The following is a 24,602-nucleotide window of genomic DNA, read 5'->3' on the forward strand; positions in this document are numbered from 1 at the left end:
GGGTTCAAGGGAACCCCGGTCACTTCTGACCGGAGTACTTCGCCTGAATTTCCTGAGCGACGTTGGACGGAACCGGCGAGTAATGGTCGAAGACCATCGAATACTGAGCGCGGCCCTGCGACATCGAACGCAGGTTATCGACATACTTGAACATGTTCGCGAGCGGAACATGGGCATTGATGACCACGGCGATGCCGCGGCTTTCCTGGCCCTGGATCTGACCACGGCGGGAGTTGAGGTCGCCGATCACGTCACCGACGTAATCTTCCGGCGTTACCACTTCGACCTTCATCATCGGCTCGAGCAGCTGGGCTCCAGCCTTCTTGGCCGCTTCACGGAAGCAGGCACGCGAGGCGATTTCGAAGGCGAGAACCGACGAGTCGACATCGTGGAAGGCGCCGTCGATGAGGGTCGCCTTGACGCCCAGCATCGGGAAGCCAGCCAGCGGACCGGAAGACAGAACGCTTTCGATACCCTTCTGAACGCCCGGGATGTATTCCTTGGGAACAGAACCACCGACGATCTTGGATTCGAACTTGAATTCGTCACCATCGGGATTGGGTTCGAAGACGATCTTGACGCGCGCGAACTGGCCGGTACCACCGGACTGCTTCTTGTGCGTGTAGTCTTCTTCGTGCTGGCGCGTGATGGTTTCGCGGTAGGCAACCTGCGGAGCACCGACGGTGGCTTCAACCTTGAACTCGCGACGCATGCGGTCGACGATGATGTCGAGGTGAAGTTCGCCCATGCCGGCAATGATGGTCTGGCCGGATTCCTGGTCGGTCTTGACGCGGAAGGACGGATCTTCTGCAGCCAGGCGGTTGAGCGCGAGGCCCATCTTTTCCTGGTCGCCCTTGGTCTTCGGCTCGATGGCGATCTGAATGACCGGCTCGGGGAATTCCATGCGCTCCAGGATAACCTGGTTCAGGGGATCGCAGAGCGTGTCGCCCGTGGTCGATTCCTTGAGGCCTGCGAGAGCCACGATGTCGCCAGCAAAGGCTTCTTCGATGTCTTCACGCGAGTTGGAGTGCATCTGCAGCATACGGCCGACGCGCTCGCGCTTGTCCTTGACCGTGTTGATGACAGACGTACCCTTTTCGAGCTTGCCCGAGTAGATGCGGCAGAACGTGAGCGAACCGACGAAGGGGTCGTTCATGATCTTGAAGGCCAGCATCGACAGCGGCTCGCTGTCATCGGCGTGACGTTCGATTTCGGCTTCGGTCTTGACGTCGATGCCCTTGATCGCCGGAATATCGAGCGGCGACGGCAGGTATTCGACAACGGCGTCGAGCAGGGGCTGAACGCCCTTGTTCTTGAACGCGGTACCGCAGAACATGGGATGGAACTTGACGTCGATGGTGCCGCGGCGAACCAGGGCACGAATCTTGTCATTATCCGGCATGATGCCGTTCAGGTAGTCTTCCATGGCCTGTTCATCGGCTTCGACGACCTGTTCGATCATCTTTTCGCGATATTCCTCGGCCTTTTCCTGCATGTCCTCAGGGATCTCGACGACATCCCAGGCAGCGCCGAGCGATTCGTCGCGCCAGACGAGAGCGTTCATCTCGATCAGGTCGACAACGCCCTTGAACTCGGTTTCTGCACCGATCGGGAGCTGCATGACAACAGCGATGGCGCCGAGACGGGTCTTGATCATTTCTACCGAGCGGTAGAAGTCAGCGCCGGTCTTGTCCATCTTGTTGCAGAAGATCATCCGCGGGACGTTGTACTTTTCAGCCTGACGCCACACGGTTTCTGTCTGCGGCTCAACGCCGGCATTGGCGTCGAGCAGAGCGATCGCACCGTCGAGCACGCGCAGCGAACGTTCGACTTCGATGGTGAAGTCAACGTGGCCGGGGGTGTCGATGATGTTGAAGCGGCGCATCTTGCCGTCGCGACCCTTCCAGTAGGTCGTGGTGGCAGCGGAGGTGATCGTGATGCCACGCTCCTGCTCCTGCTCCATCCAGTCCATGGTGGCCGCGCCGTCGTGTACTTCACCGATCTTGTGCGACTTGCCGGTGTAATAAAGGATACGCTCGGTGGTCGTCGTCTTGCCGGCGTCGATGTGCGCCATGATACCGAAATTACGGTAGTCTTCGATTTTATATTCGCGAGCCATAGGACTGCCTTTCGAAATTCGATCGGATGAAGATTACCAGCGATAATGCGAGAATGCGCGGTTGGCGTCGGCCATCTTGTGCGTGTCTTCACGCTTCTTGACAGCGCTGCCGCGGTTGTTTGCTGCATCCATCAACTCACCGGACAAACGGTCGACCATGGTGGTTTCGTTGCGCTTGCGGGCAGCCGCAATCAGCCAGCGGATCGCCAGCGCCTGACGGCGCTCGGGGCGAACATCAACCGGAACCTGATAGGTTGCACCACCAACGCGGCGCGAACGGACTTCCACATGCGGAGCCACATTTTCGAGCGCCTGATGGAAGGTCTGCAACGGGTCGGACTTGGCCTTGCCCTGAACCACATCGAACGCACCGTAAACGATGGTTTCTGCAACCGACTTCTTGCCGTGCAGCATGATGGCGTTCATGAACTTCGTGACAACAAGATCGCCGAACTTCGGATCCGGATTGATCTCGCGCTTTTCTGCTTTATGACGTCTGGACATACGTTCCGTCTCTTTAAAACTGGAGTGGGCGCCTTAACACGCGGAGAACCTCGCGCGGCGCCGGATCTGGTGAATTACTTCGGACGCTTCGCGCCATACTTGGAGCGGCGCTGCTTGCGGTTCTTGACACCCTGGGTATCGAGAACACCACGGATGATGTGGTAGCGAACGCCGGGCAAGTCCTTGACGCGGCCGCCGCGGATCATCACGACAGAGTGTTCCTGAAGGTTGTGACCTTCGCCCGGAATGTAGCCGATGACTTCAAAGCCATTGGTCAGGCGGATCTTGGCAACCTTACGCAGAGCCGAGTTCGGCTTCTTCGGGGTCGTCGTGTAAACGCGGGTGCAGACGCCGCGCTTCTGCGGGTTTTCCTGCAGTGCAGGCACCTTGTTGCGCTTGACCTGTGCCTGGCGAGGCTTGCGGATCAGCTGGTTTACGGTAGGCATATACCCATCCCTTGCAAAATCTTGTCTCAAGGCCCTTTTGGGGCCCGTGTGGTCGCCGTCTCCGGCCTCGGCACACATATCAACATGCGCAAAATATGGCCCGTTCCAAATCTGGAAAGGACCACATAAAGCAGAGGACGCATTCCTATGCGTCATGCGTGCAGCATACCTGTCTTCAACGTGCGTTTGGAACCTTGTTTGAGGCCAAGTCAGGAACGAGTCGATCCAAACGGGCAAGCCTCACATCGCTTCCGATGAGGGGCCGTTTACTGTTTTACCCCCCGCGCGTCAAGGCCGAATCCGGAATTAGCCCTCGGATGCCCCGCATCTGCGGCCTTTCCAGCCCTTTTGTGGCAAGGCAACCGTGCAAAAGGCAGGCATCAATTCATTAACCACTGGGATTTGCATGGCAAGCCGCTAAGTATCAACCGACAGCCACCGGCTAATCCTGAGTCGGTCCCACCCCTCCCACCAGGAGCAGAATTTTTCATGATCACCGACCCGGACAACGACAACAAGCACGACACCCCGATGGTCTTCATCATCATCGGCAAGGGTTATGAGGCCAAAGACAGCGAGGGCATCGAACTGCATATCCTGCTGCGCGCGCCCGACGATGACAGCGCAGTGCGCGAGGCGCTGAACGCGCTTTCCGAGGAAGGATTCATCGAGGCGGATCTCGACCAGATCGGTATCATGACCGAAGAGCCCGTCGAGGAACCACACGCCGCCGCCTATCAGGGCGCGCTCGAAGGCGAAGTCTCGATCATCCGCTTCCAGTAAACCGCCCTCGCCCGCCTTGCGCGGGATATCATCACCCACGACCCGACCAACAAAAAAGCGCCCGGATGTCTCCAGGCGCTTTTTTTGTGTCCACGTGTCCGGTTCCGTCGAAACGTCACCGGCAAAAACCCGGCGCGGAGAAAACCGCGCCGGATCTGATGATGTTATTCGCCAGCCGGAATGTCGCTGGCCGACAGTTCCTGCAGCATCGGCGTTGCAACGTTTGCACCGGTGCCCTTGCGGCGCTCGTCGAGGATCATCTCGTCGCGCGATGTCGCAATGCGGCGGATCTGCGTCATGGTGCCGCCGGTACCAGCCGGGATGAGGCGGCCGACGATGACGTTTTCCTTGAGGCCCTGCAGCGTGTCCGTCTTGCCGGCGATCGCAGCTTCCGTGAGAACCTTGGTAGTTTCCTGGAAGGATGCGGCCGAGATGAAGGACGGCGTCTGCAGCGAAGCCTTGGTGATACCCAGAAGAACGGGATCGCCATAAGCCGGCTTCTTGCCTTCCTCGATCAGGCGCTCATTGTTGTCATCCAGTTCAATGCGGTCGACATTGTCGCCCACGATGTAATGGCTGTCACCACTGTCGGTGATCTCGACCTTCTGCAGCATCTGGCGAACGATCACCTCGATGTGCTTGTCGTTGATCACCACGCCCTGCAGACGGTAGACTTCCTGGATTTCGTTGACCAGGTACGAGGCAAGTGCCTCAACGCCCTTGATCGCCAGAATGTCATGCGGTGCCGGGTTACCGTCGAGGATGTAATCACCCTTTTCGATATAGTCGCCATCCTGAAGATGGAAGGGCTTGCCCTTCGGGATCAGGTACTCGACCGGCTCGACACCGTCTTCGGCAGGCTCGATCTGGACGCGACGCTTGTTCTTGTAGTCGCGGCCGAGGCGGATCGTACCATCGATCTCAGCGATGATGGCATGGTCCTTCGGACGACGGGCTTCGAACAGTTCGGCAACACGCGGCAGACCACCGGTGATGTCCTTCGTCTTGGCGCTTTCCATCGGAACACGCGCCAGAACGTCACCCTGAGATACCTTCTGGCCGGGCTCAACCGACAGGATGGCATCCACGGACAGCATGTAGCGGGCATCGCCACCACGAGCGAGCTTCAGGATATTGCCGCTGGCATCCTTGAGGATAACCGCCGGCTTGAGGTCGATACCGCGCGGGGTCGAACGCCAGTCGATAACCTGACGCTTAGTGATCCCGGTGGACTCGTCGGTCGATTCCGTCACGGAGATCGAGTCGACGACGTCTTCGAAGTGCACGATACCTTCGACTTCCGTCAGCATCGGACGTGTGTAGGGGTCCCACTCGGCCAGACGCTGTCCGCGCTTGACCTTGTCATTGTCGTCCACGAACACCTTCGAACCGTAGGCGACGCGCTGCGAGGAACGTTCCACGCCGCGTTCGTCCAGGATCGTCACGGCCAGGTTACGACCCATGGCAATCAGATTGCCTTCCGAGTTGCGCAACAGGTTGCGGTTCTTGATCTGGATCGTGCCCTCGTAGGAGGCTTCCAGGAAGGACTGGTCGACCACGTTGGCCGTGCCGCCCAAGTGGAAGGTACGCATGGTGAGCTGCGTGCCCGGCTCGCCGATCGACTGTGCGGCAATGACGCCGACCGCTTCGCCCATGTTGACAGGGGTACCGCGTGCAAGGTCACGTCCGTAGCAGATCGAGCAGACGCCCGTCTGAACTTCGCAGGTCAGCGCGGAGCGAATACGGATCGACTGGATGCCGGCCTTTTCGATCTCGATGACATCGGGCTCGAGGATCATGCGACCGGCATCAACGATGCGCTCACCCGTGACCGGATGATCGATATCGTCAAGGGCGGTACGACCGAGAACGCGCACGCCGATGGAGGCAACGACCTGACCTGCATCGACGATAGCGGTCATGGTGAGGCCCTTGTCGGTGCCGCAATCCACGAGGTTGACGATGCAATCCTGCGCGACGTCGACGAGACGACGGGTCAGGTAACCCGAGTTCGCGGTCTTCAGGGCGGTGTCTGCGAGACCCTTACGGGCACCGTGGGTCGAGTTGAAGTACTCGTTAACGGTCAGGCCTTCCTTGAAGTTCGAGATGATCGGCGTCTCGATGATTTCACCCGAGGGCTTTGCCATCAGGCCGCGCATGCCGCCCAGCTGACGCATCTGGTTCGGAGAACCACGGGCGCCGGAGTGGGACATCATGTAGATCGCGTTCATCGGCTTCTGACGACCGGTTTCCGGATCGAACTCGACAGCCTTAATGCGGGCCATCATGTCTTCGGCGACCTTTTCGGTGGCCTTGCCCCAGGCGTCAACGACCTTGTTGTACTTTTCGCCCTGGGTGATCAGGCCGTCATTGTACTGCTGCTCGTATTCCTTGACCAGCGTTTCGGTGTCGCCAACGATCTTCGCCTTGGTTTCCGGGATGATCATGTCGTCCTTGCCGAACGAAATGCCAGCCTTGCAGGCGTGGGTGAAGCCGAGCTGCATGATCCGGTCGCAGAAAATGACCGTGTCCTTCTGGCCGCAGTGACGGTAGACCGTGTCGATCATCTTGGAGATGTTCTTCTTGGTCATTTCCTGGTTGCAGATGTCGAAGAGCACCTTGCCGTTTTTCGGCAGGAGTTCGCCCATGATCATGCGGCCAGGCGTCGTTTCATAGATCTTCGAATAGGACTTGCTCTCTTCGTCGATCGACTTGAAACGGCCACGGATCTTGGCGTGCAGGGTGACGACCTTATTTTCCAGCGCATGGTGCAATTCGCCCATGTCAGAGAAAACCATGCCTTCGCCCGGCTCGTTCTGGTTCAGAATCGACAGGTAATAGAGGCCGAGAACCATGTCCTGCGAAGGAACGATAATCGGTGCGCCGTTGGCCGGGTGCAGGATGTTGTTAGTCGACATCATCAGCACGCGAGCTTCCAGCTGGGCTTCCAGCGAAAGCGGTACGTGGACAGCCATCTGGTCGCCGTCGAAGTCGGCGTTGAAGGCCGTGCAGACGAGCGGATGCAGCTGGATGGCCTTGCCTTCAACCAGGATCGGTTCGAAGGCCTGGATGCCCAGGCGGTGCAACGTCGGTGCGCGGTTCAGGAGAACCGGATGTTCGCGGATAACCTCGTCGAGGATATCCCAGACTTCCGGCTTTTCCTTTTCAACCAGCTTCTTCGCCTGCTTGACGGTCGAGGAATAACCCTTGGCGTCGAGGCGGGCGTAGATGAACGGCTTGAACAGTTCGAGCGCCATCTTCTTCGGCAGGCCGCACTGGTGCAGCTTCAGTTCCGGACCCGTCACGATAACCGAACGACCGGAATAGTCGACGCGCTTGCCGAGAAGGTTCTGGCGGAAGCGGCCTTGCTTGCCCTTCAGCATGTCGGACAGCGACTTCAGCGGACGCTTGTTGGCACCGGTGATGACGCGGCCACGACGGCCGTTGTCGAACAGCGCGTCTACAGATTCCTGCAGCATGCGCTTTTCGTTGCGGATGATGATGCCCGGAGCGCGAAGTTCGATCAGGCGCTTCAGACGGTTGTTACGGTTGATCACACGACGGTAGAGGTCGTTGAGGTCAGACGTCGCAAAACGGCCGCCATCCAGCGGAACCAGCGGACGCAGGTCCGGCGGGATCACGGGAACGACCTTCATGATCATCCATTCCGGCTTGTTGCCGGATTCGATGAAGTTCTCGACGATCTTCAGACGCTTCATCAGCTTCTTCTGCTTCAGATCCGACGTGGTGTCGGCCAGATCCGAGCGCAAGTCGCCTGCGAGCTTCTCAAGGTTCATGGAAGCCAGCATCTCGAAGATGGCTTCGGCGCCGATCATGGCGGTGAACTGGTCTTCACCATACTCGTCGATCGCCAGCATATAGTCCTCTTCGGACAGTAGCTGGTTTTCCTTGAGCGCGGTGAGGCCCGGTTCCGTCACGATGTAGTTTTCGAAGTAGAGCACGCGCTCCACATCCTTCAGCGTCATGTCGAGCAGTGTCGAGATACGCGAAGGCAAGGACTTCAGGAACCAGATATGGGCAACCGGAGCGGCCAGCTCAATATGGCCCATGCGCTCACGGCGAACGCGCGACAGCGTCACTTCGACGCCGCACTTTTCGCAGATGATGCCCTTGTACTTCATGCGCTTGTATTTGCCGCACAGGCATTCGTAGTCCTTGATCGGTCCAAAAATGCGCGCGCAGAAGAGACCGTCGCGTTCCGGCTTGAACGTACGGTAGTTGATGGTCTCCGGCTTTTTGATTTCGCCGTAGGACCAGGAGAGAATCTTCTCAGGCGATGCAATCGAAATCCGGATGGAATCGAAATGCTGCGCAGGCACCTGCGGGTTGAAAAGATTCATGACCTCTTGGTTCATGCCTATCTCCTTATGGGGCTCTCGCCCTCGCTTGCGAGCGTCATCGGTCCGTTTGACCCGGGAGGACCGATCCGCTGCTTAAAACGGTCATAGCCGCGAAATGCGGCGAAATTCCCCTGCCCTGCAATCGGAAGCAGCAGGTGGGGACGGCGCGCGCTCATCAAAGCGCGCGCCCTTTTCCGATTTATTCTGCCGCGTCGGGCAGCTGGCCAGCGGCGTTCTCATCGAGCTTGGAATTTTCCAGCTCGACCGACAGTCCGAGCGAGCGCATTTCCTTGACGAGAACGTTGAAGCTCTCCGGAATGCCCGCTTCGAACGTGTCGTCGCCGCGCACGATCGCTTCGTAGACCTTGGTACGGCCGGCCACGTCGTCCGACTTCACCGTCAGCATTTCCTGCAGGGTATAGGCAGCACCATAGGCTTCCAGAGCCCAGACTTCCATTTCCCCGAAGCGCTGACCGCCGAACTGTGCCTTGCCGCCGAGCGGCTGCTGGGTCACGAGCGAGTACGGACCGATGGAGCGTGCGTGGATCTTGTCATCGACCAAGTGGTTGAGCTTGATCATGTACATGTAACCCACGGTGACCTTGCGGTCGAACGCTTCGCCGGTACGGCCATCATAGAGAACCGACTGGCCGGACGTGTGCAGGCCTGCCTTTTCGAGCATGGCCGAGACGTCTTCCTCGTGCGCACCATCAAAGACCGGCGTTGCGATGGACACGCCACGCTTGGCTTCTTCGGCCAGGCGAACGAGCGACTCGTCGTCGAAGCGCTTCACCTCGTCATGCGATTCAGACGCATAGATCTCGGTGAGTTCGGTGCGCAGTTCGCTGATGTCCATCGTCTTGCGATAGTCTTCGAGCATCTGGCCGATCTTCTTGCCCATGCCGGCGCAAGCCCAGGCCAGATGGGTTTCGAGGATCTGACCGACGTTCATGCGCGAAGGCACGCCGAGCGGGTTCAAGCAGATGTCCACATGCGTGCCATCTTCCAGGAACGGCATGTCTTCGACAGGAACGATGCGCGAAACAACGCCCTTGTTGCCGTGACGGCCGGCCATCTTGTCGCCTGGCTGGATCTTGCGCTTCACAGCGACAAAAACCTTGACCATCTTCATGACACCAGGAGGCATTTCGTCGCCGCGCTGGACCTTTTCGACCTTGTCCATGAAGCGCTGTTCAAGGCGCGACTTGGATTCGTCGTACTGGCCACGCAGGGCTTCGATTTCGCCCTGGACCTTTTCGTCCTCGACGGCAAACATCCACCATTGCGAACGCGGATATTCGGAAACAACCGCGTTGGACAGCTCGACGCCCTTCTTGAAGCCCTTCGGACCGGCAACGGAGACCTGACCACGGAGCATCTCGATCAGACGGCCGTAGACGTTACGGTCAAGGATCGCCTGTTCGTCGTCACGGTCCTTGGCAAGACGCTCGATTTCTTCACGCTCGATGGCCATCGCGCGTTCGTCTTTTTCCACCCCATGGCGGTTGAAGACGCGCACTTCGACGATCGTGCCGAACGTACCGGGCGGCATGCGCATGGATGTGTCGCGCACATCCGATGCCTTTTCGCCGAAGATGGCGCGCAGAAGCTTTTCTTCCGGCGTCATCGGGCTTTCGCCCTTCGGCGTGATCTTGCCGACGAGAATGTCGCCAGGAGCCACTTCCGCACCGATGTAGACGATGCCGGCTTCGTCGAGGTTCTTCAGCGCTTCTTCCGAAACGTTCGGAATGTCGCGCGTGATTTCTTCCGGACCAAGCTTGGTGTCACGTGCCATCACTTCGAATTCTTCGATGTGGATGGAGGTGAACACGTCGTCGGAGACGATGCGTTCCGACATCAGGATCGAGTCTTCGTAGTTGTAGCCGTTCCACGGCATGAACGCGACGAGCGCGTTGCGGCCGAGAGCCAGGTCGCCGAGGTCGGTCGAAGGACCGTCCGCGATGATGTCACCCTTGTTCAGGATGTCACCGACAGCCACCAGCGGACGCTGGTTGATGCAGGTGTTCTGGTTGGAACGCTGGAACTTCTGCAGGCGGTAGATATCGACGCCGGACTTGCCAGCATCCAGATCTTCCGTGGCGCGGATAACGATACGCGTCGCGTCGACCTGGTCAACCACACCGCCACGACGGGCAGCGATGGCAGCGCCGGAGTCACGGGCAACGACCGGTTCCATGCCGGTGCCAACGAACGGCGCTTCGGCGCGCACCAGCGGCACGGCCTGACGCTGCATGTTCGAGCCCATGAGGGCGCGGTTGGCGTCGTCGTTTTCCAGGAACGGGATGAGAGCGGCGGCAACAGAGACCAGCTGCTTCGGCGAAACGTCCATCAGGTTGATGGTGTCGCGCGGCGACAGCATGACTTCGCCGGCATGACGGCAAACGACGAACTCTTCGACGAACGAACCGTTCTTGTCGAGTTCGGCATTGGCCTGCGCCACGTAGTATTTTGCCTCTTCCATGGCGGAGAGGTAAATCACTTCCTTGGTGACGACGCCGTCGATGATCTTGCGGTACGGGCTTTCGATAAAGCCGTACTTGTTGACGCGGGCAAAGGTGGCCAGCGAGTTGATCAGACCGATGTTCGGGCCTTCCGGCGTTTCAATCGGGCAGATACGGCCGTAATGGGTCGGGTGAACGTCGCGGACTTCAAAGCCTGCGCGCTCGCGGGTCAGACCACCCGGTCCAAGAGCCGAAAGACGGCGCTTGTGGGTGATTTCCGAAAGCGGGTTCACCTGGTCCATGAACTGCGACAGCTGCGAGGAGCCGAAGAATTCACGCACTGCAGCCGCTGCCGGCTTGGCGTTGATCAGGTCCTGCGGCATCACGGTGTCGATTTCGATCGACGACATGCGTTCCTTGATGGCGCGCTCCATGCGCAGAAGACCCAGGCGATACTGGTTCTCCATCAATTCACCCACCGAGCGAACACGACGGTTGCCGAGGTTGTCGATATCGTCGATTTCGCCCTTGCCGTCGCGCAGTTCGACCAGCATCTTGACCACGGCCAGGATGTCGTCCTTGCGCAGTGTGCGCACGGTGTCGGCCACGTCGAGGTCGAGACGCATGTTCATCTTGACGCGGCCAACGGCCGACAGGTCATAACGTTCGCTGTCGAAGAACAGCGAATTGAACATGGCTTCGGCCGATTCCATCGTCGGCGGCTCACCCGGACGCATCACGCGGTAGATGTCGAAGAGAGCGTCCTGACGGTTCTCGTTCTTGTCCACAGACAGCGTATTGCGGATATAGGCGCCGACATTGATGTGGTCGATGCCCAGAATCGGGATCTCGTCGAAACCAACGTCGAGAATCTTCGGCAGATTCTTCTCGTCGATTTCTTCGCCGGCTTCCATGTAGATTTCGCCGGTTTCCATGTTGACCAGATCTTCGGCAAGGAAATTGCCAAAGAGGTCTTCATTGGAAGCCTTCAGAGCCTTCAGGCCCTTGTCGACCAACTGGCGCAACAGGCGCGGGGTGAGCTTCTTGCCGGATTCGACAACAACTTCACCCGTATCGGCGTCGACCATTTCCGACAGCGTCTTGGCACCCTTCAGCGTATCGGGCTGGAACGGAACGCGCCAGCCATTGCCGTCGCGCACGTAGACAGCCTTCGAATAGAAGGTCGACAGGATTTCTTCGCCGTCCATGCCAAGCGCCATCAGCAGCGAGGTGGCCGGGATCTTGCGGCGACGGTCGATACGCGCATAGACGATGTCCTTGGCGTCGAATTCGATATCGAGCCAGGAACCGCGATAGGGGATGACGCGGGCAGCAAACAGAAGCTTGCCCGAGGAATGACTCTTGCCCTTGTCGTGATCGAAGAACACGCCCGGCGAACGGTGCATCTGGGATACGATGACGCGTTCGGTGCCGTTGACGATGAACGTGCCGTTGTCGGTCATGAGCGGCATGTCGCCCATGTAGACGGACTGTTCCTTGATGTCCTTGATCGACTTGGAACCCGTATCCTCGTCAATATCGAACACGATGAGGCGCAGCGTCACCTTGAGCGGCGCTGCATAGGTCAGGTCGCGCTGACGGCATTCCTCGACGTCGAACTTCGGCGGCTCGAATTCGTAGGAAACGAATTCCAGCATCGAAGCACCGGAGAAATCCGTGATCGGGAACACCGACCGGAAAACGGCGTTAAGCCCCTCATCGGGGCGACCGCCGGCTGGCTCTTCAACCATCAGAAACTGATCGTATGAAGCCTTCTGAACCTCGATGAGGTTCGGCATTTCTGTAACTTCGGGAATTTTTCCGAAAAACTTGCGTACGCGCCTACGACCATTGAACGAAAGGGTCTGAGCCATCGTCGCTCCTTCAAAAATTGCATCCGGGCCTGCAACGGACGGTGTGCGATGGCCAGTCGACCCCGTCGATCATGAGTTGTTCAATCTCGTTTCCGCTCTCGAGACACCGGCCGGATTGCCGTATGCGCCGAGGAGAAACCATCCTCTTGAAGAACCCATTACCCAAAAGCCGTTTCACGGGCTTTTGGGTAATCAGTTCCGATGAAATGGACAACGGGAGAGGGCAGACAAGCCCTCCCCCATCGCATTTCGATATTACTTGACGTCGACCTTGGCGCCAGCGTCTTCGAGCTTCTTCTTGAGGTCAGCAGCTTCGCCCTTGGAAACAGCTTCCTTGACAGCCTTCGGAGCGCCTTCGACGAGGTCTTTGGCTTCCTTGAGGCCGAGACCGGTGATGGCGCGGACTTCCTTGATGACGTTGATCTTGTTAGCGCCGGCTTCAACGAGGATAACGTCGAATTCGGTCTTTTCTTCTTCAACGACAGCAGCAGCAGCGCCGCCAGCAGCAGCAACAGCTACCGGTGCAGCAGCCGAAACGCCCCACTTTTCTTCGAGCAGCTTGGAAAGCTCAGCAGCTTCCAGAACCGTCAGAGCGGAGAGGTCTTCAACGATCTTTGCGAGATCAGCCATGGTATTAGTTCCTTAATGTTGTTCGGTTCGAAACGAACGGGTTAGGGTATGAACAGCGAAAAACCGCCTTACGCGGCTTCGTCCTTCTTTGCATAGGCCGCAAACACGCGGGCAAGCTGAGCTGCCGGTGCTGCCACAACAGCTGCGATGCGGGTAGCCGGGGTCTGAATCATGCCGACCAGCTTTGCACGCAGTTCGTCCAGCGAAGGCAGGGTCGCAAGCGACTTGACTGCATCTGCCGACAACGTGGTTGTTCCCATGGCGCCGCCGAGCACAACGATCTTGTCGTTGGTCTTGGCGAAATCCATGACGACCTTCGGAGCCACAATCGGGTCAACGCTGTAAGCAATCAGCGTCTGACCTTTGAAGAGATCGGTGATCCCTTCGGCTTCCGTGCCCTGAAGAGCGATCTTGGCCAGGCGGTTCTTCGCGACTTTGACGGTGCCGCCAGCAGCACGCATTTTTGAACGGAAGTCGTTCATCTGCGCAACTGTGACACCAGCATAGTGGGCCACGACAACCGAACCGGAAGCCTTGAAGACTTCGTTCAGCTCCGTGACGAATTCGCGTTTTTCCGCTCTTTCCACTGTCTGTCTCCAGTTGATGGGACCGCAATCCTGCAGGCCCCACCGGGTTTGCCTTTGCCTCAGGGGATCCATTTCGAGATCCCAAGCGACGCTTGAGGATCCTGTCCCCTCCGGTTGGATTTTCATCCAGCCAAAAGGCGAATAAGGCTCGAACCGAACTTCAAGACGTCATCAGACGTTTAAATACCGGATCTCACCCGTCTCATGCAGGCAGATATTAAGGCCCGGAGGCCGCCCACAATCTCGGACAGGAGTGCCTGGTTTTGACACCAGGCATTTCCGGCCCCGAAAGGCCGGAAACTTTGTAGACCGGAGCATGACGCTCCGGTCAAAACTTAAATCAGGCCGTTACCGTCGAAGGCTCGACGCGCACGCCAGGACCCATGGTCGAGGAGAGCGCAACGCGCTTCAGGTAGTTGCCCTTGGCACCAGCCGGCTTCGCCTTGATGACGGCGTCAGCAAATGCCTTGATGTTTTCTTCGAGAGCCTTGGCGTCGAACGATGCCTTGCCGATGCCGGCGTGGATGATACCAGCCTTCTCGACGCGGAACTCGACAGCGCCGCCCTTGGAAGCCTTGACGGCGCCCGTGACGTCCATGGTGACGGTGCCGACCTTCGGGTTCGGCATCATGCCGCGGGGGCCGAGAACCTTGCCGAGACGACCGACGAGCGGCATCATGTCAGGCGTGGCAATGCAACGATCGAAGTCGATCTTGCCGCCCTGGACGATTTCGAGCAGGTCTTCTGCACCAACGATGTCAGCGCCGGCAGCGCGAGCTTCGTCAGCCTTGGCGCCACGTGCGAAAACAGCAACGCGAACGTCACGGCCCGTGCCGTTCGGCAGGTTGACCACGCCGCGGACCATCTGGTCTGCGTGACGCGGATCGACGCCGAGGTTCATGGCGATTTCAACGGTTTCGTCGAACTTGGCGGTAGCCCGTTCCTTGACCAGCGAGATTGCGTCGGAAAGAGCAATCAGCTTGGTGGGATCGATGCCTTCGCGGCTCTTCTGGATACGCTTTGCAACCTTGACCATGATTAAGCCACCACTTCCAGGCCCATGGAGCGGGCAGAGCCCTCAACCATCAGCATTGCGCCTTCGATGTCGGCTGCATTCAGATCCTTCATCTTGCCTTCGGCAATGGTGCGGACCTGCGCCTTGGTGATCGTTCCGATGTTGGCGCCCTTGCCGGGCGTCTTGGAACCGGACGTGATCTTTGCTTCCTTCTTCAGCCAGTAGGTAACCGGCGGCTGCTTCATTGCGAAGGTGAAGGACTTGTCCTGGTAATAGGTGATGACGACCGGGATCGGCATGCCCTTTTCCATTTCCTGCGTGGCAGCGTTGAACGCCTTGCAGAATTCCATGATGTTGATGCCGCGCTGACCAAGAGCCGGGCCGATCGGCGGGGACGGGTTAGCCGATCCTGCCTTGACCTGGAGCTTGAGCTGGCCTGCTACTTTTTTAGCCATTTCTCTGCCTTTCAATGGGAACCGGTTGCCCGGTCCAGATATGCCGGACAATGCCAGCGGCTGCGGTTGCGTGGTGCGTCTGAACGGTCCGGCTTAGAGACCGTCATCCTCCCACGCGGGGTTCGGGAAGTTGCCTTCCCTATTGAAACTCAGACCTTCTCGACCTGAGCGTATTCCAGTTCGACCGGCGTTGCGCGACCGAAGATCGACACCTCGACCTTGAGGCGCGAGCGCTCTTCATCGACATCCTGAACGATGCCGTTGAACGAAGCGAAGGGACCGTCGGAGACGCGAACCTGCTCGCCGATCTCAAACGAGATCGAGGACTTCGGCCGCTCGACGCCTTCCTGGACCTGGCCCAGAATGCGGTCGGCCTCGAAGTCCGGAATCGGAACCGGCTTATTGTCGGAACCGAGGAAACCAGTCACCTTCGGGGTGTTCTTGATGAGGTGGTAGGCCTCATCCGTCAGGTTGGCGCGCACCAGCACGTAGCCTGGGAAAAACTTGCGCTCGGTATCGACCTTGCGGCCGCGACGAACTTCGACAACCTTTTCCGTCGGCACCAGGATCTTTTCGAACAGATGCTCAAGCCCCTTCTGGCGAGCCTTATGTTCGATATCCTCGGCAACCTTCTTCTCGAAATTCGAATACGCGTGGACGATGTACCAACGAGCCGCCATCTTCATCTCCACAAATTTTAAATGCTGATGTTCAGCACGAGCCGGATGAGCCAGCCGATCAGCTGGTCAGCCGCAAAAAAGAACAGCGCGGCAAAAACAACCATCACGAGCACCATGGCCGTGGAGATCATCGTCTCACGACGAGAAGGCCAGGTTACCTTGGACGTTTCGGTGCGCACCTGCTGCAGAAACGCGAATGGATTGGTTTTGGATGCCATGACTGCCCACGCAATTACGGCGCGCAAGCTGAGATTAATCAGCCCCACGCACCGCGTGTCTGTTTGTACCCTACATAAACACAGCCCTTCCCTTTCACAAGGGGAAAAACAGCATCCATGCAATTTGCCGATATGGGCCGGCCTGCCCTCCTGCGACGCGCCAATGAAATGCTCATGTCGCGCGCCTGGAAAAAGTGGCAGGGGCAGCCGGGCTTGAACCGACGACCTGCGGTTTTGGAGACCGCCGCTCTACCAACTGAGCTATACCCCTATTCGTCGCAAGAAGCCTGCCGTTGATGACGGCCCCTTTTGAAGACATGGCGCTCTTTAAGATGCACAAAGCGGCTTGGCAAGGGGATTTGTCGAATTTGACGCATTTTCTGACACGGTGGAAAACATTGTTCACATGGTTTTGGCATTCGGCTTCAAGGCTTTGCAGCATTTCCCGCAACGACAGGCTCCTGGCGCGTCGTTGACGCCGCGCAGACAGTCGTTGTGGCCGCATTCTGTAAAGAAGGCGCTCGAAACGCCGCTTGCGCGACCGCTATTGTAGCCGGTTTCGCGCGCAGGGAATCACCGCGCAGGCGATTCGCTTGAGCTATTTCTTGTGTCATTAGAACGACCGCAACGCCGCTGTGCGATTCGCATCGCGACAAAACGCAAAAAAGCCCCGCCGTTGCCGGCGAGGCTCTTCTTATTCCCTTGCGGGAAAAACTATTACTCGACGATCGAAGCGACGATGCCGGCGCCGACGGTACGGCCGCCTTCGCGGATCGCGAAGCGCAGCTTTTCTTCCATCGCGATCGGAACGATCAGCTCGACTTCAACGGTGACGTTGTCGCCAGGCATAACCATTTCCGTACCTTCCGGAAGCGACACGATGCCGGTCACGTCGGTGGTGCGGAAGTAGAACTGCGGACGGTAGTTGGTGAAGAACGGCGTATGACGGCCGCCTTCTTCCTTCGTCAGGATGTAGGCTTCAGCCATGAACTTCTTGTGCGGCTTGACCGAACCCGGCTTGCACAGGATCTGGCCACGCTCAACGCCATCGCGCTGAACGCCACGAACCAGAGCGCCGATGTTGTCGCCAGCCTGGCCCTGATCGAGCAGCTTGCGGAACATTTCAACGCCGGTCACAGTGGTCTTCGAAGTCGCGCGGATGCCGACGATTTCGACTTCTTCGCCAACCTTGACGATGCCACGCTCAACGCGACCCGTCACAACCGTACCACGGCCGGAGATCGAGAATACGTCTTCGATCGGCAGCAGGAAGGGCTGGTCGATCGGGCGCTCAGGCGTCGGGATGTAAGCGTCAACCGCTGCCATCAGTTCGCGGATCGCGTCTTCGCCGATCTTCTTGTCGCTGTCTTCCAGAGCAGCAAGAGCCGAGCCCTTGATGATCGGAATATCGTCGCCCGGGAAGTCGTAGGACGACAGAAGTTCGCGCACTTCCAGTTCGACAAGCTCGAGAAGCTCGGCGTCGTCAACCTGGTCAACCTTGTTGAGGAAGACAACGATTGCCGGAACGCCAACCTGACGGGCGAGCAGGATGTGCTCGCGGGTCTGCGGCATCGGGCCGTCGGCAGCCGAGCAAACCAGGATCGCGCCGTCCATCTGCGCAGCACCCGTGATCATGTTCTTGACGTAGTCGGCGTGGCCGGGGCAGTCGACGTGCGCGTAGTGACGAGCAGGCGTCTCATACTCGACGTGTGCCGTCGAGATGGTGATGCCGCGTGCCTTTTCTTCCGGTGCAGCGTCGATCTGGTCGTACGCCTTGTATTCACCGAAATACTTCGTGATCGCTGCCGTCAGAGACGTCTTGCCGTGGTCAACGTGGCCAATCGTGCCGATGTTCACATGCGGCTTGTTGCGCTCAAACTTGCTCTTTGCCATTGATGCTTCCTGTGATCAAAAAGAATGATGGACCCGCGCGTGCGGATTTGGTGTCGCCGTTTACGGCTTTCCCGTTCGATGCGCAAGATATAATTACGCCGCCTGCCCGTACAAGGCCCGGAGGTTGCGGCACCTCCCGACGGGAGGCTTGCTATCGTCTTTGAAACTTGGAGCGGGTAGCGGGAATCGAACCCGCGTATTCAGCTTGGAAGGCTGCTGCTCTACCATTGAGCTATACCCGCGGGGGTGGCTTGTCGGTCGAAGATCAGAATGGTGGAGGGAGTTGGATTTGAACCAACGTAGGCTGAGCCAACGGATTTACAGTCCGTCCCCTTTAACCACTCGGGCATCCCTCCAGTATTCTGTCTGGACCGAAGACCAAGCTCGTCTGTGTCTGCGGCGAAGTCGTTTGCCTCAGTCACGGCGGCGTATATGACTGCCCCGCTCGCCTCTGTCAACACGACTGCAAACGAAAAATGACAGAAAATTTAAATCTCTGCGGCAGCCTGTGGACAGAGGCCGGGACTATGCCGAACGACGCCTCATGTATATAAGGCGGCCATGAGCAAGGAAGATCGCCCCGACAAATCCGCCCGCGACACCCATTACGCGACGCTGCGCCGACAGGTGCGCGACGCCAAGCGTGAGCGTGGCGAAATCCCCACCCCGCAGCAGGACCGCCGCAGCCGTCGCAATGATGACTGGACGCCGCCGCAGCTTTCGCCCGATGTCGTCTATCTCTACGGCCTCCACACCGTGCGGGCCGCCCTCGACAACCGCGAGCGCAAGCTGATCAAGCTGACCGTGACCCAGAACGCCTTTGCGCGCCTGGATATCGGACCGGCCGAGAGCCTCCCCTACCCGGTGGAAATGGCGTCGCCGCAGGATATCGACAAGGTTCTCGGACCCGACGCCATTCACCAGGGTGTTATGCTGGAAACCCGGCCGCTGCCGGCGCGCCGGCTTGAGGCGCTGAAGGAAAGCCCGCTGCTTCTCGTTCTCGATCAGGTCACCGACCCGCACAATGTCGGCGCCATCATGCGCTCGGCCGTTGCCTTTGAGGCCGGTGCGATCATCACCACCCAGCGTCACAGCCCGACGGAATCAGGCGTGCTCGCCAAATCCGCCTCCGGTGCGCTCGAAATGATCCCCTATATCCAGGTGACGAACCTTGCCGATGCGCTGGGCGAGCTGCACCGCCTCGGCTTCCAGACCATCGGTCTCGATTCGGAAGGTCCGCAGCCGCTGGAAGGCACGTTTGCAGGCGCAAAGGTTGCGCTGGTGCTCGGATCGGAAGGCAAGGGTCTGCGCCAGAAAACGCGCGAAACCTGCACGGCGCTAGCACGCCTCGACATGCCGGGCGCCATCAAGTCGCTCAATGTGTCGAATGCCGCAGCCATCGCGCTTTATGCATCGCGTCGGCATCTGGGTGATGCCAAGGGCTGACCGCCTGGAAGATCAAGGCGCAACCGAGGTGCAGACGGCAAGCGTCAGGAGACGAAACGGCGCATCCGCTCCGGCGGCAGCGCATCGTTTCCTGCACGCACTTCGGCGGCATACTGGATCGAGCCAATCAGTTCCAGATCAAACAGGGGTTTGGAAATGACGCCAAGCGCACCCGGGATGCCGCCCGAAAGCGCTTCCGGATTGGCTGTCATGAAGACAACGGTCGTGCCGTTTGCCGCAAGGCTTCGGCCGATCTCCGGTCCGGTCGGACCGTCTTGCAACTGCACGTCAACGAACGCGATGTCGCACGCGTCCGACAGCCGCAATGCATCGGCGCGATTGGCCGCGATCCCCGCCACTTCATGGCCGAGAGCAAGGACGGCTTCCTCAATGTGAAGCGCGATGAGTAGCTGGTCCTCAACGACCAGTATTCTGAATGCCATGGCCCCCTCGCTTTGCCATTCTTGATACACGCAACGTGTATTGTGCGCAAAGGTTCCTGCTTCACCGGCGCCCGCCCGTAAATACCATGCCGCCTAACCGGCCTCCGCCATCTCATCATTCGAGACACTGGGATGCACCGCCATGATCTGGCGGATAACCGGCAGGCTCTTCACGAACGCGGCAACGCAGAGCGGATCATACTGCGACCCGGCGCGCTCCTTGATGTGCTGCACGGCCCGCTCCATGCTCCAGGCTTCCTTGTACGGCCGCGCGATCGTCAACGCATCGAAACTGTCGGCAATCGCCACGATGCGCCCGGCAAGCGGTATGTCCTCTCCGGCCAGCCGTTCAGGATATCCCTGTCCGTCGAATCGCTCGTGATGGGCGCTTGCAATATCGGCGGCAAGCTGCAGCAGGCTGATCCGCGACTGGCCGAGAATATGGCCGCCGATGGCGCCGTGGCTTTTGACATAGGTCACTTCCGGATCGACATAGGTGCCGCGCTTCAGCAACATGGCATCGGGAATGCCGACCTTGCCGATATCGTGCATGGGGGCTGCAATACGGATATCGCTGCAGATGGCGGGCGGCAGGCCATAAGCCTTGGCAATCGCCTCGGCATAAGCGCCGACGCGCAGCGTATGCAGGGCCGAATCGGTATCCTTGTAGGTGGCAGCCAGCGTCAGGCGGTAGATGATTTCCTGTTCGCGCTCGCGCAGTTCATCGACGGCCTTTTCCACCTCGCTCTTGATCCAGGCCGCCTTTTCCGCCAGCTGATTGCGCGCATTGACGAGTGCCACGAGATTGCGGATGCGCGCCTGAAACTCGGCCGGGTTAACCGGTTTCGTCAAGAAATCGATGGCGCCGGCGTTGATGGCTGTCATGCGCGTTTGCGTATCGCCATCGGCGGTTACCACAACAAAGGGCTTGTCGCGGTATTTTTCAAAGCGGCGGATCTCGATCAGCAGGTCGACGCCGTTATACACCGGCATCTGGAAATCGATCACGCCGATATCGAAATCCAGCTCCGGCATCGCGCCGAGCGCTTCCTCCGGGCCTGAGAAGGCAATGGCCGTGCAGCCGGACACCGTACCGGCCAACTTCTTCAGAAGGATCAGGTTGGTTTTGTTGTCGTCGACCACGAGAATTTTCATCGTCTCTCTATCCTTATGCAGCGGCGGTCTGGTCTTTTGCGGAAAGGGACTGACGCGCGACGTCCACCATCTGCGTCAGTCGTTCGATATCGGCAGGAGCCGGGTCCGAATGGCGAAGCGCCTGCGACAGGTCTGAAATGTCCATCAGGCCGATATTGGCGGCAGAGCCCTTCAGATTGTGCAGCAGCGGATCGAGCTTTTGCCGCTCGCCGCTGGCAAGCATCGCATGGAGGCCCGCCAGGATATCCACGGCATCCTCGAAAAATGCATCCAGCAGTTCCTGGAACCCGTCCTCGCCAAGAATCTCGGCAATCTCCTGCCGGCGCGCCGAAACGGTGGCTGCAACCTGCGGCGAGACGGCGGGCGCAACGGGATGAGACACGGCAGCCGGTTTCGGTATTGTGGCCGGCGGTTGGCTCTGTACGGCGACCGCCTCCTCCCGGCTGCTGCCGCCCATCTCGCGGATCAACCGGTGCAGAACGGCAATGCCGATCGGCTTTGCCTGAAAGCCCGTCATGCCGGCCTCAAGGCAGAGGCGACGGTCTTCTTCCGATGCGTTGGCGGTAAGGGCCACCACCGGCACATCGCAGCACGGCCCGGAACCGGCGCGCAGCTGGCGCGTCGCCTCGATACCGTCCATGACCGGCATCTGCATGTCCATCAGGATGAGGTCGAAATGTTTGGCGCCGGCCTCTTCCACCGCCAGCGCACCATTTTCCGCAAGCGTGGCGTCCTGGCCGAGGTGATCGAGATAACCGAGAATCACCTGCTGGTTGACCTTGTTGTCTTCAGCCACGAGGATCCGGAGGCGCCTCAGCGCTGCAAGCGGCGCATTGTCTCTTTCGCCCTGCGACGAGACCACCGCATCTGTCGCCTCGATCGGCATTTCGAACCAGAAGGTACTGCCCTCGCCCACCGTGCTGTCGACGCCGACCGATCCGCCGAAACGATCGATGATCTCCTTGCAGATAATCAGGCCGAGCCCCGTTCCGCCATAGCGGCGGCTGATGCTGGCATCGACCTGCGAGAAGGGCTGGAACAGTTTGGCCTTGCCCTCCTCGTCGATGCCGATCCCGGTATCCTGCACCTCGACGCGCAGCCAGAGCACGCCTTTGCGCAGCGTCTGGCGCATGCGAAGCGTCACCCGGCCACCTTGCGTGAATTTCACCCCATTGCTCATGAAGTTGAGGATGACCTGGCGCAGCCGCGTTGGATCAGACAGGACCGTGCGGGCACGCCAGTCGCCGGCCAGCTCGAGCGTTACGGTATTTCCCGCCTCCGCCGCGCGCCCGCGCATCATGTCGGTGCAGGTTTCCGCAAGCCCCTGAAGATCGACCGGACGGCGCTCAAGCTCCAGCTTGCCATGCTCGATCTTGGCGTAGTCGAGGATCTCGTTGATGATATCGAGGAGCGCCTCTCCGGAGCGGCGGATGGTGCGGATATGGGCAGACGTCTCCGGCGAAAGCCGGCCAAGTTCCAGGAGTTCCACCATGCCCAGAATGGCGTTAAGCGGGGTGCGGATCTCGTGCCCCATCGTGGCCATGAACTGCGATTTTGCCCGGTTCCCTGCCTCTGCCGCCTGAAAGGACACGCTGAGCTGCTCGGCCATCGCCTCAAGGCTGACGCCGGCGGCCTGCACGCTGCGCAACTGGCGTTGCAGTGTCAGAATGAGGAAGGCAACGGACAGCACCAGAAGGCCGATCAGCGCGATCGATTTGCGTTGCAGGCCTTCCAGCTCGATGCGCGCCTTGGCCCGCTCGCTGGAGACGAATGTATTGGTATAAACGAGCAGATCGCTGGTGGCGCGGAAAAGCCTCGACCATTGGCCGTCGAGGTCTTGCAACTGCTGACGCGACACCGGCTGCCCGGCCGTAATCGCATCGAAGATCGGCTGGCTGTCGAAGATGATCCTCTGGACCAGATCGAGGTGCCTGCCGACCCCGACATCGACGGCGAAATTCTTCTCGAACTGCGCCTTCTTCAGCATGTTCATGCGTGAATAGACCACGTCATACCGAACAGACAATTCCTGCAGCCGGTCTTCTGCCAGATTTTCGCTGAAAAGCATCAGCTGCAGGTCGTGAACGAGATCCCCGCTTTCCCGGTTCAGCTGGTAGACGGACCACATGGCATTTTCCCGCACCGCATCGCGCATGTCGCGCTGGCGGCTGGAGATATCCACATAGACCGAGACCAGGATTGCCAGCAGGACGACCGCAAAAATCTGCAGTATCGCCGTGATACGGCTCGCCTTGCGGATCACGTCGCCGCTGAAAGGGGTCGCCGGCATCACGGCTGGACCTCAATCTCCTTGATCTGCCAGACGGAGCGGGAGAAGTAGGCCTCGTTATAGAGCGCCGGCTCCAGATCGAATGGATAGATCAGGAAGAGCGGCCCCTTGTCGCGCACCGACATCAGCTTGCCATTGGCGCGGGTGGCGAGGATCGTGTCATGCTTGATCGCGTCTTCCGCTGGAACGGTGGCGAAATAATCGTTGATGGCGCGCACCAGCAGTACATTGCCCTTTGCACCGGCAGCCGTCAGGACGGAGCGCACCAAGGGCCCGGAAAACTGCGTTTCCCCCTCGGTCCAGGGGGTCTTCATCGTGCCGGTGCGCCCGGCAAGCTTTTCCAGCATGGCCAGATCGAACTGCGCTGTCTCGCCGACATTGGGCGTTGCAAGCTTGCCCTTGATGGTCAGAATGACCGGGCCGGTCGGCTTATCCAGCGACCAGGCAGCAGGGGCCGAGAAGGACAGGGCAGCAAGGAGAACGGCAAGGGGTGCAAGGATACGCATAGGGTCACTCGCTCGGGTCAATGGTTCCGGGACAGGGTCAGAACCGCCGCCATCCTGGCGGCGGGAGCGTCAGGCGGCTTCCGACAGGCTATCGCCACCAAACAGACGCTGCACGTTGATGAAGCAGATCATTCCCTCCGCATGTGTGATGATGCCATCGCAGAAGCGGCTATCGAAGGAGGAGACGACATCGGGCACCGGCTGCAACTGTTCGGCGGAGACGGACAGCATGTCGGTGACGTGATCGACGAGCAGCCCGATGATCTCGGCTCCTGCCTCCACCACCACGATTGCACTGCGCTCGCTACGCTCGGCCGGCGCCATGCCAAGACGATAGGCCAGATCGATCGTCGGAATGACGGTGCCGCGCAGGTTCATCACGCCCAGCACATAACCCGGCGCATTGGGGATCGGCATGGAAGGCGCCCAACCGCGGATTTCGCGCACGCTGGTGGTGCGAATGCAAAAATTCTGCGCGCCCAGCCGAAACGCAATGATCTCAAATATGTCGGATGACGCCATGGCGGACCGTCCCTCTCTTGTCATCTGCAAACAGGTGCCGCCGGGAGGCGGGCAGAACAGGACAGGCGTCGTCTGCTGGAAAGCAGCAGAAGGCCTTGCCCGGATATGGTGAATTCCTGATGTTCCGAGCCGCGTTCAGCTCTGTCCTGCATGCCCGAATGCAAGCGGCCGGCTGCGCGGCAAAGGCTCCAGGCCGGGCCCGCAATCATCACG

General features: G+C 59.3%; 19 protein-coding genes and 3 tRNA genes. 2 read left to right on the forward strand and 20 right to left on the reverse strand.

Features of this window, described 5'->3' with window-relative positions; translation table 11 throughout:
* Positions 1-19: 19 nt before the first annotated feature.
* The 3 genes from fusA to rpsL form a co-directional block, all read right to left on the reverse strand.
* Positions 20-2,119: an elongation factor G gene (gene fusA / locus AC4CWH_RS09125; protein WP_491281738.1), complete on the reverse strand. Its 2,100-nt coding sequence runs from the start codon at positions 2,117-2,119 to the stop codon at positions 20-22.
* Between the two features lie 33 nt (positions 2,120-2,152).
* Entirely contained in the window at positions 2,153-2,623 is a 471-nt protein-coding gene (rpsG, locus tag AC4CWH_RS09130; RefSeq protein ID WP_210102777.1) for a 30S ribosomal protein S7, read from the reverse strand.
* Positions 2,624-2,697: 74 nt separating this feature from the next.
* A complete protein-coding gene (rpsL, locus tag AC4CWH_RS09135; protein WP_003507760.1) occupies positions 2,698-3,069 on the reverse strand; it encodes a 30S ribosomal protein S12 in 372 nt (123 codons plus the stop codon).
* A gap of 489 nt (positions 3,070-3,558) precedes the next feature.
* Here rpsL and AC4CWH_RS09140 point away from each other — a divergent pair, with 489 nt between their 5' ends.
* Positions 3,559-3,852, forward strand: coding sequence for a transcriptional regulator (locus AC4CWH_RS09140; RefSeq protein WP_491281739.1), 294 nt, complete (start codon positions 3,559-3,561; stop codon positions 3,850-3,852).
* 164 nt (positions 3,853-4,016) lie between these two features.
* On the opposite strand, the gene rpoC is transcribed toward AC4CWH_RS09140, so the two are convergent.
* The 12 genes from rpoC to AC4CWH_RS09200 form a co-directional block, all read right to left on the reverse strand.
* Positions 4,017-8,228 carry a DNA-directed RNA polymerase subunit beta' gene (rpoC, locus tag AC4CWH_RS09145; RefSeq protein WP_491321279.1) on the reverse strand — a complete coding sequence of 1,404 codons (4,212 nt, stop codon included), beginning with the start codon at positions 8,226-8,228 and terminating at the stop codon, positions 4,017-4,019.
* Between the two features lie 184 nt (positions 8,229-8,412).
* Positions 8,413-12,549 (reverse strand): DNA-directed RNA polymerase subunit beta, encoded by a 4,137-nt coding sequence (gene rpoB / locus AC4CWH_RS09150; RefSeq protein ID WP_491321280.1) that lies wholly within the window; start codon positions 12,547-12,549, stop codon positions 8,413-8,415.
* 255 nt (positions 12,550-12,804) lie between these two features.
* Entirely contained in the window at positions 12,805-13,179 is a 375-nt protein-coding gene (rplL, locus tag AC4CWH_RS09155; RefSeq protein ID WP_491281742.1) for a 50S ribosomal protein L7/L12, read from the reverse strand.
* A gap of 68 nt (positions 13,180-13,247) precedes the next feature.
* Entirely contained in the window at positions 13,248-13,766 is a 519-nt protein-coding gene (rplJ, locus tag AC4CWH_RS09160; protein ID WP_491281743.1) for a 50S ribosomal protein L10, read from the reverse strand.
* A 340-nt stretch (positions 13,767-14,106) separates the two neighbouring features.
* Positions 14,107-14,802, reverse strand: coding sequence for a 50S ribosomal protein L1 (gene rplA, locus AC4CWH_RS09165; RefSeq protein WP_491281744.1), 696 nt, complete (start codon positions 14,800-14,802; stop codon positions 14,107-14,109).
* A gap of 2 nt (positions 14,803-14,804) precedes the next feature.
* Positions 14,805-15,236 (reverse strand): 50S ribosomal protein L11, encoded by a 432-nt coding sequence (gene rplK, locus AC4CWH_RS09170; protein WP_491281745.1) that lies wholly within the window; start codon positions 15,234-15,236, stop codon positions 14,805-14,807.
* Positions 15,237-15,385: 149 nt separating this feature from the next.
* Positions 15,386-15,916: a transcription termination/antitermination protein NusG gene (gene nusG / locus AC4CWH_RS09175; RefSeq protein WP_491281746.1), complete on the reverse strand. Its 531-nt coding sequence runs from the start codon at positions 15,914-15,916 to the stop codon at positions 15,386-15,388.
* Positions 15,917-15,933: 17 nt separating this feature from the next.
* Complete coding sequence (gene secE, locus AC4CWH_RS09180) at positions 15,934-16,134, reverse strand: preprotein translocase subunit SecE (RefSeq protein ID WP_491285356.1); 201 nt, start codon at positions 16,132-16,134, stop codon at positions 15,934-15,936.
* Between the two features lie 195 nt (positions 16,135-16,329).
* Positions 16,330-16,405, reverse strand: a tRNA-Trp gene (locus tag AC4CWH_RS09185).
* Positions 16,406-16,851: 446 nt separating this feature from the next.
* Positions 16,852-18,027, reverse strand: a complete 1,176-nt coding sequence (gene tuf / locus AC4CWH_RS09190) for an elongation factor Tu (RefSeq protein ID WP_491321278.1) — start codon at positions 18,025-18,027, stop codon at positions 16,852-16,854.
* A gap of 168 nt (positions 18,028-18,195) precedes the next feature.
* A tRNA-Gly gene (locus AC4CWH_RS09195) sits at positions 18,196-18,269 on the reverse strand.
* A 29-nt stretch (positions 18,270-18,298) separates the two neighbouring features.
* Positions 18,299-18,383 (reverse strand) — tRNA-Tyr (locus AC4CWH_RS09200).
* A gap of 205 nt (positions 18,384-18,588) precedes the next feature.
* Between AC4CWH_RS09200 and rlmB the strand changes: the two genes are divergently transcribed.
* Positions 18,589-19,473, forward strand: a complete 885-nt coding sequence (gene rlmB / locus AC4CWH_RS09205; protein ID WP_491321281.1) for a 23S rRNA (guanosine(2251)-2'-O)-methyltransferase RlmB — start codon at positions 18,589-18,591, stop codon at positions 19,471-19,473.
* A 44-nt stretch (positions 19,474-19,517) separates the two neighbouring features.
* Here rlmB and AC4CWH_RS09210 read toward each other — a convergent pair whose 3' ends face one another.
* The 5 genes from AC4CWH_RS09210 to AC4CWH_RS09230 all read right to left on the reverse strand — a co-directional run bounded on the left by AC4CWH_RS09210 (position 19,518) and on the right by AC4CWH_RS09230 (position 24,413).
* Positions 19,518-19,946, reverse strand: a complete 429-nt coding sequence (locus AC4CWH_RS09210; RefSeq protein ID WP_491321282.1) for a response regulator — start codon at positions 19,944-19,946, stop codon at positions 19,518-19,520.
* A gap of 63 nt (positions 19,947-20,009) precedes the next feature.
* On the reverse strand, positions 20,010-21,071 hold the full coding sequence (locus tag AC4CWH_RS09215; RefSeq protein WP_491321283.1) for an HD-GYP domain-containing protein: 1,062 nt from the start codon (positions 21,069-21,071) through the stop codon (positions 20,010-20,012).
* A 13-nt stretch (positions 21,072-21,084) separates the two neighbouring features.
* On the reverse strand, positions 21,085-23,361 hold the full coding sequence (locus tag AC4CWH_RS09220) for an ATP-binding protein (protein WP_491321284.1): 2,277 nt from the start codon (positions 23,359-23,361) through the stop codon (positions 21,085-21,087).
* Positions 23,361-23,867, reverse strand: a complete 507-nt coding sequence (locus AC4CWH_RS09225) for a putative pterin-binding protein (RefSeq protein WP_491321285.1) — start codon at positions 23,865-23,867, stop codon at positions 23,361-23,363. The genes AC4CWH_RS09220 and AC4CWH_RS09225 overlap by 1 nt, the downstream gene beginning before the upstream one ends.
* Positions 23,868-23,936: 69 nt before the next feature.
* On the reverse strand, positions 23,937-24,413 hold the full coding sequence (locus AC4CWH_RS09230) for a chemotaxis protein CheW (RefSeq protein WP_491321286.1): 477 nt from the start codon (positions 24,411-24,413) through the stop codon (positions 23,937-23,939).
* Positions 24,414-24,602: the final 189 nt, after the last annotated feature.

Source organism: Neorhizobium sp. PAMB6716 (genome assembly GCF_058242805.1).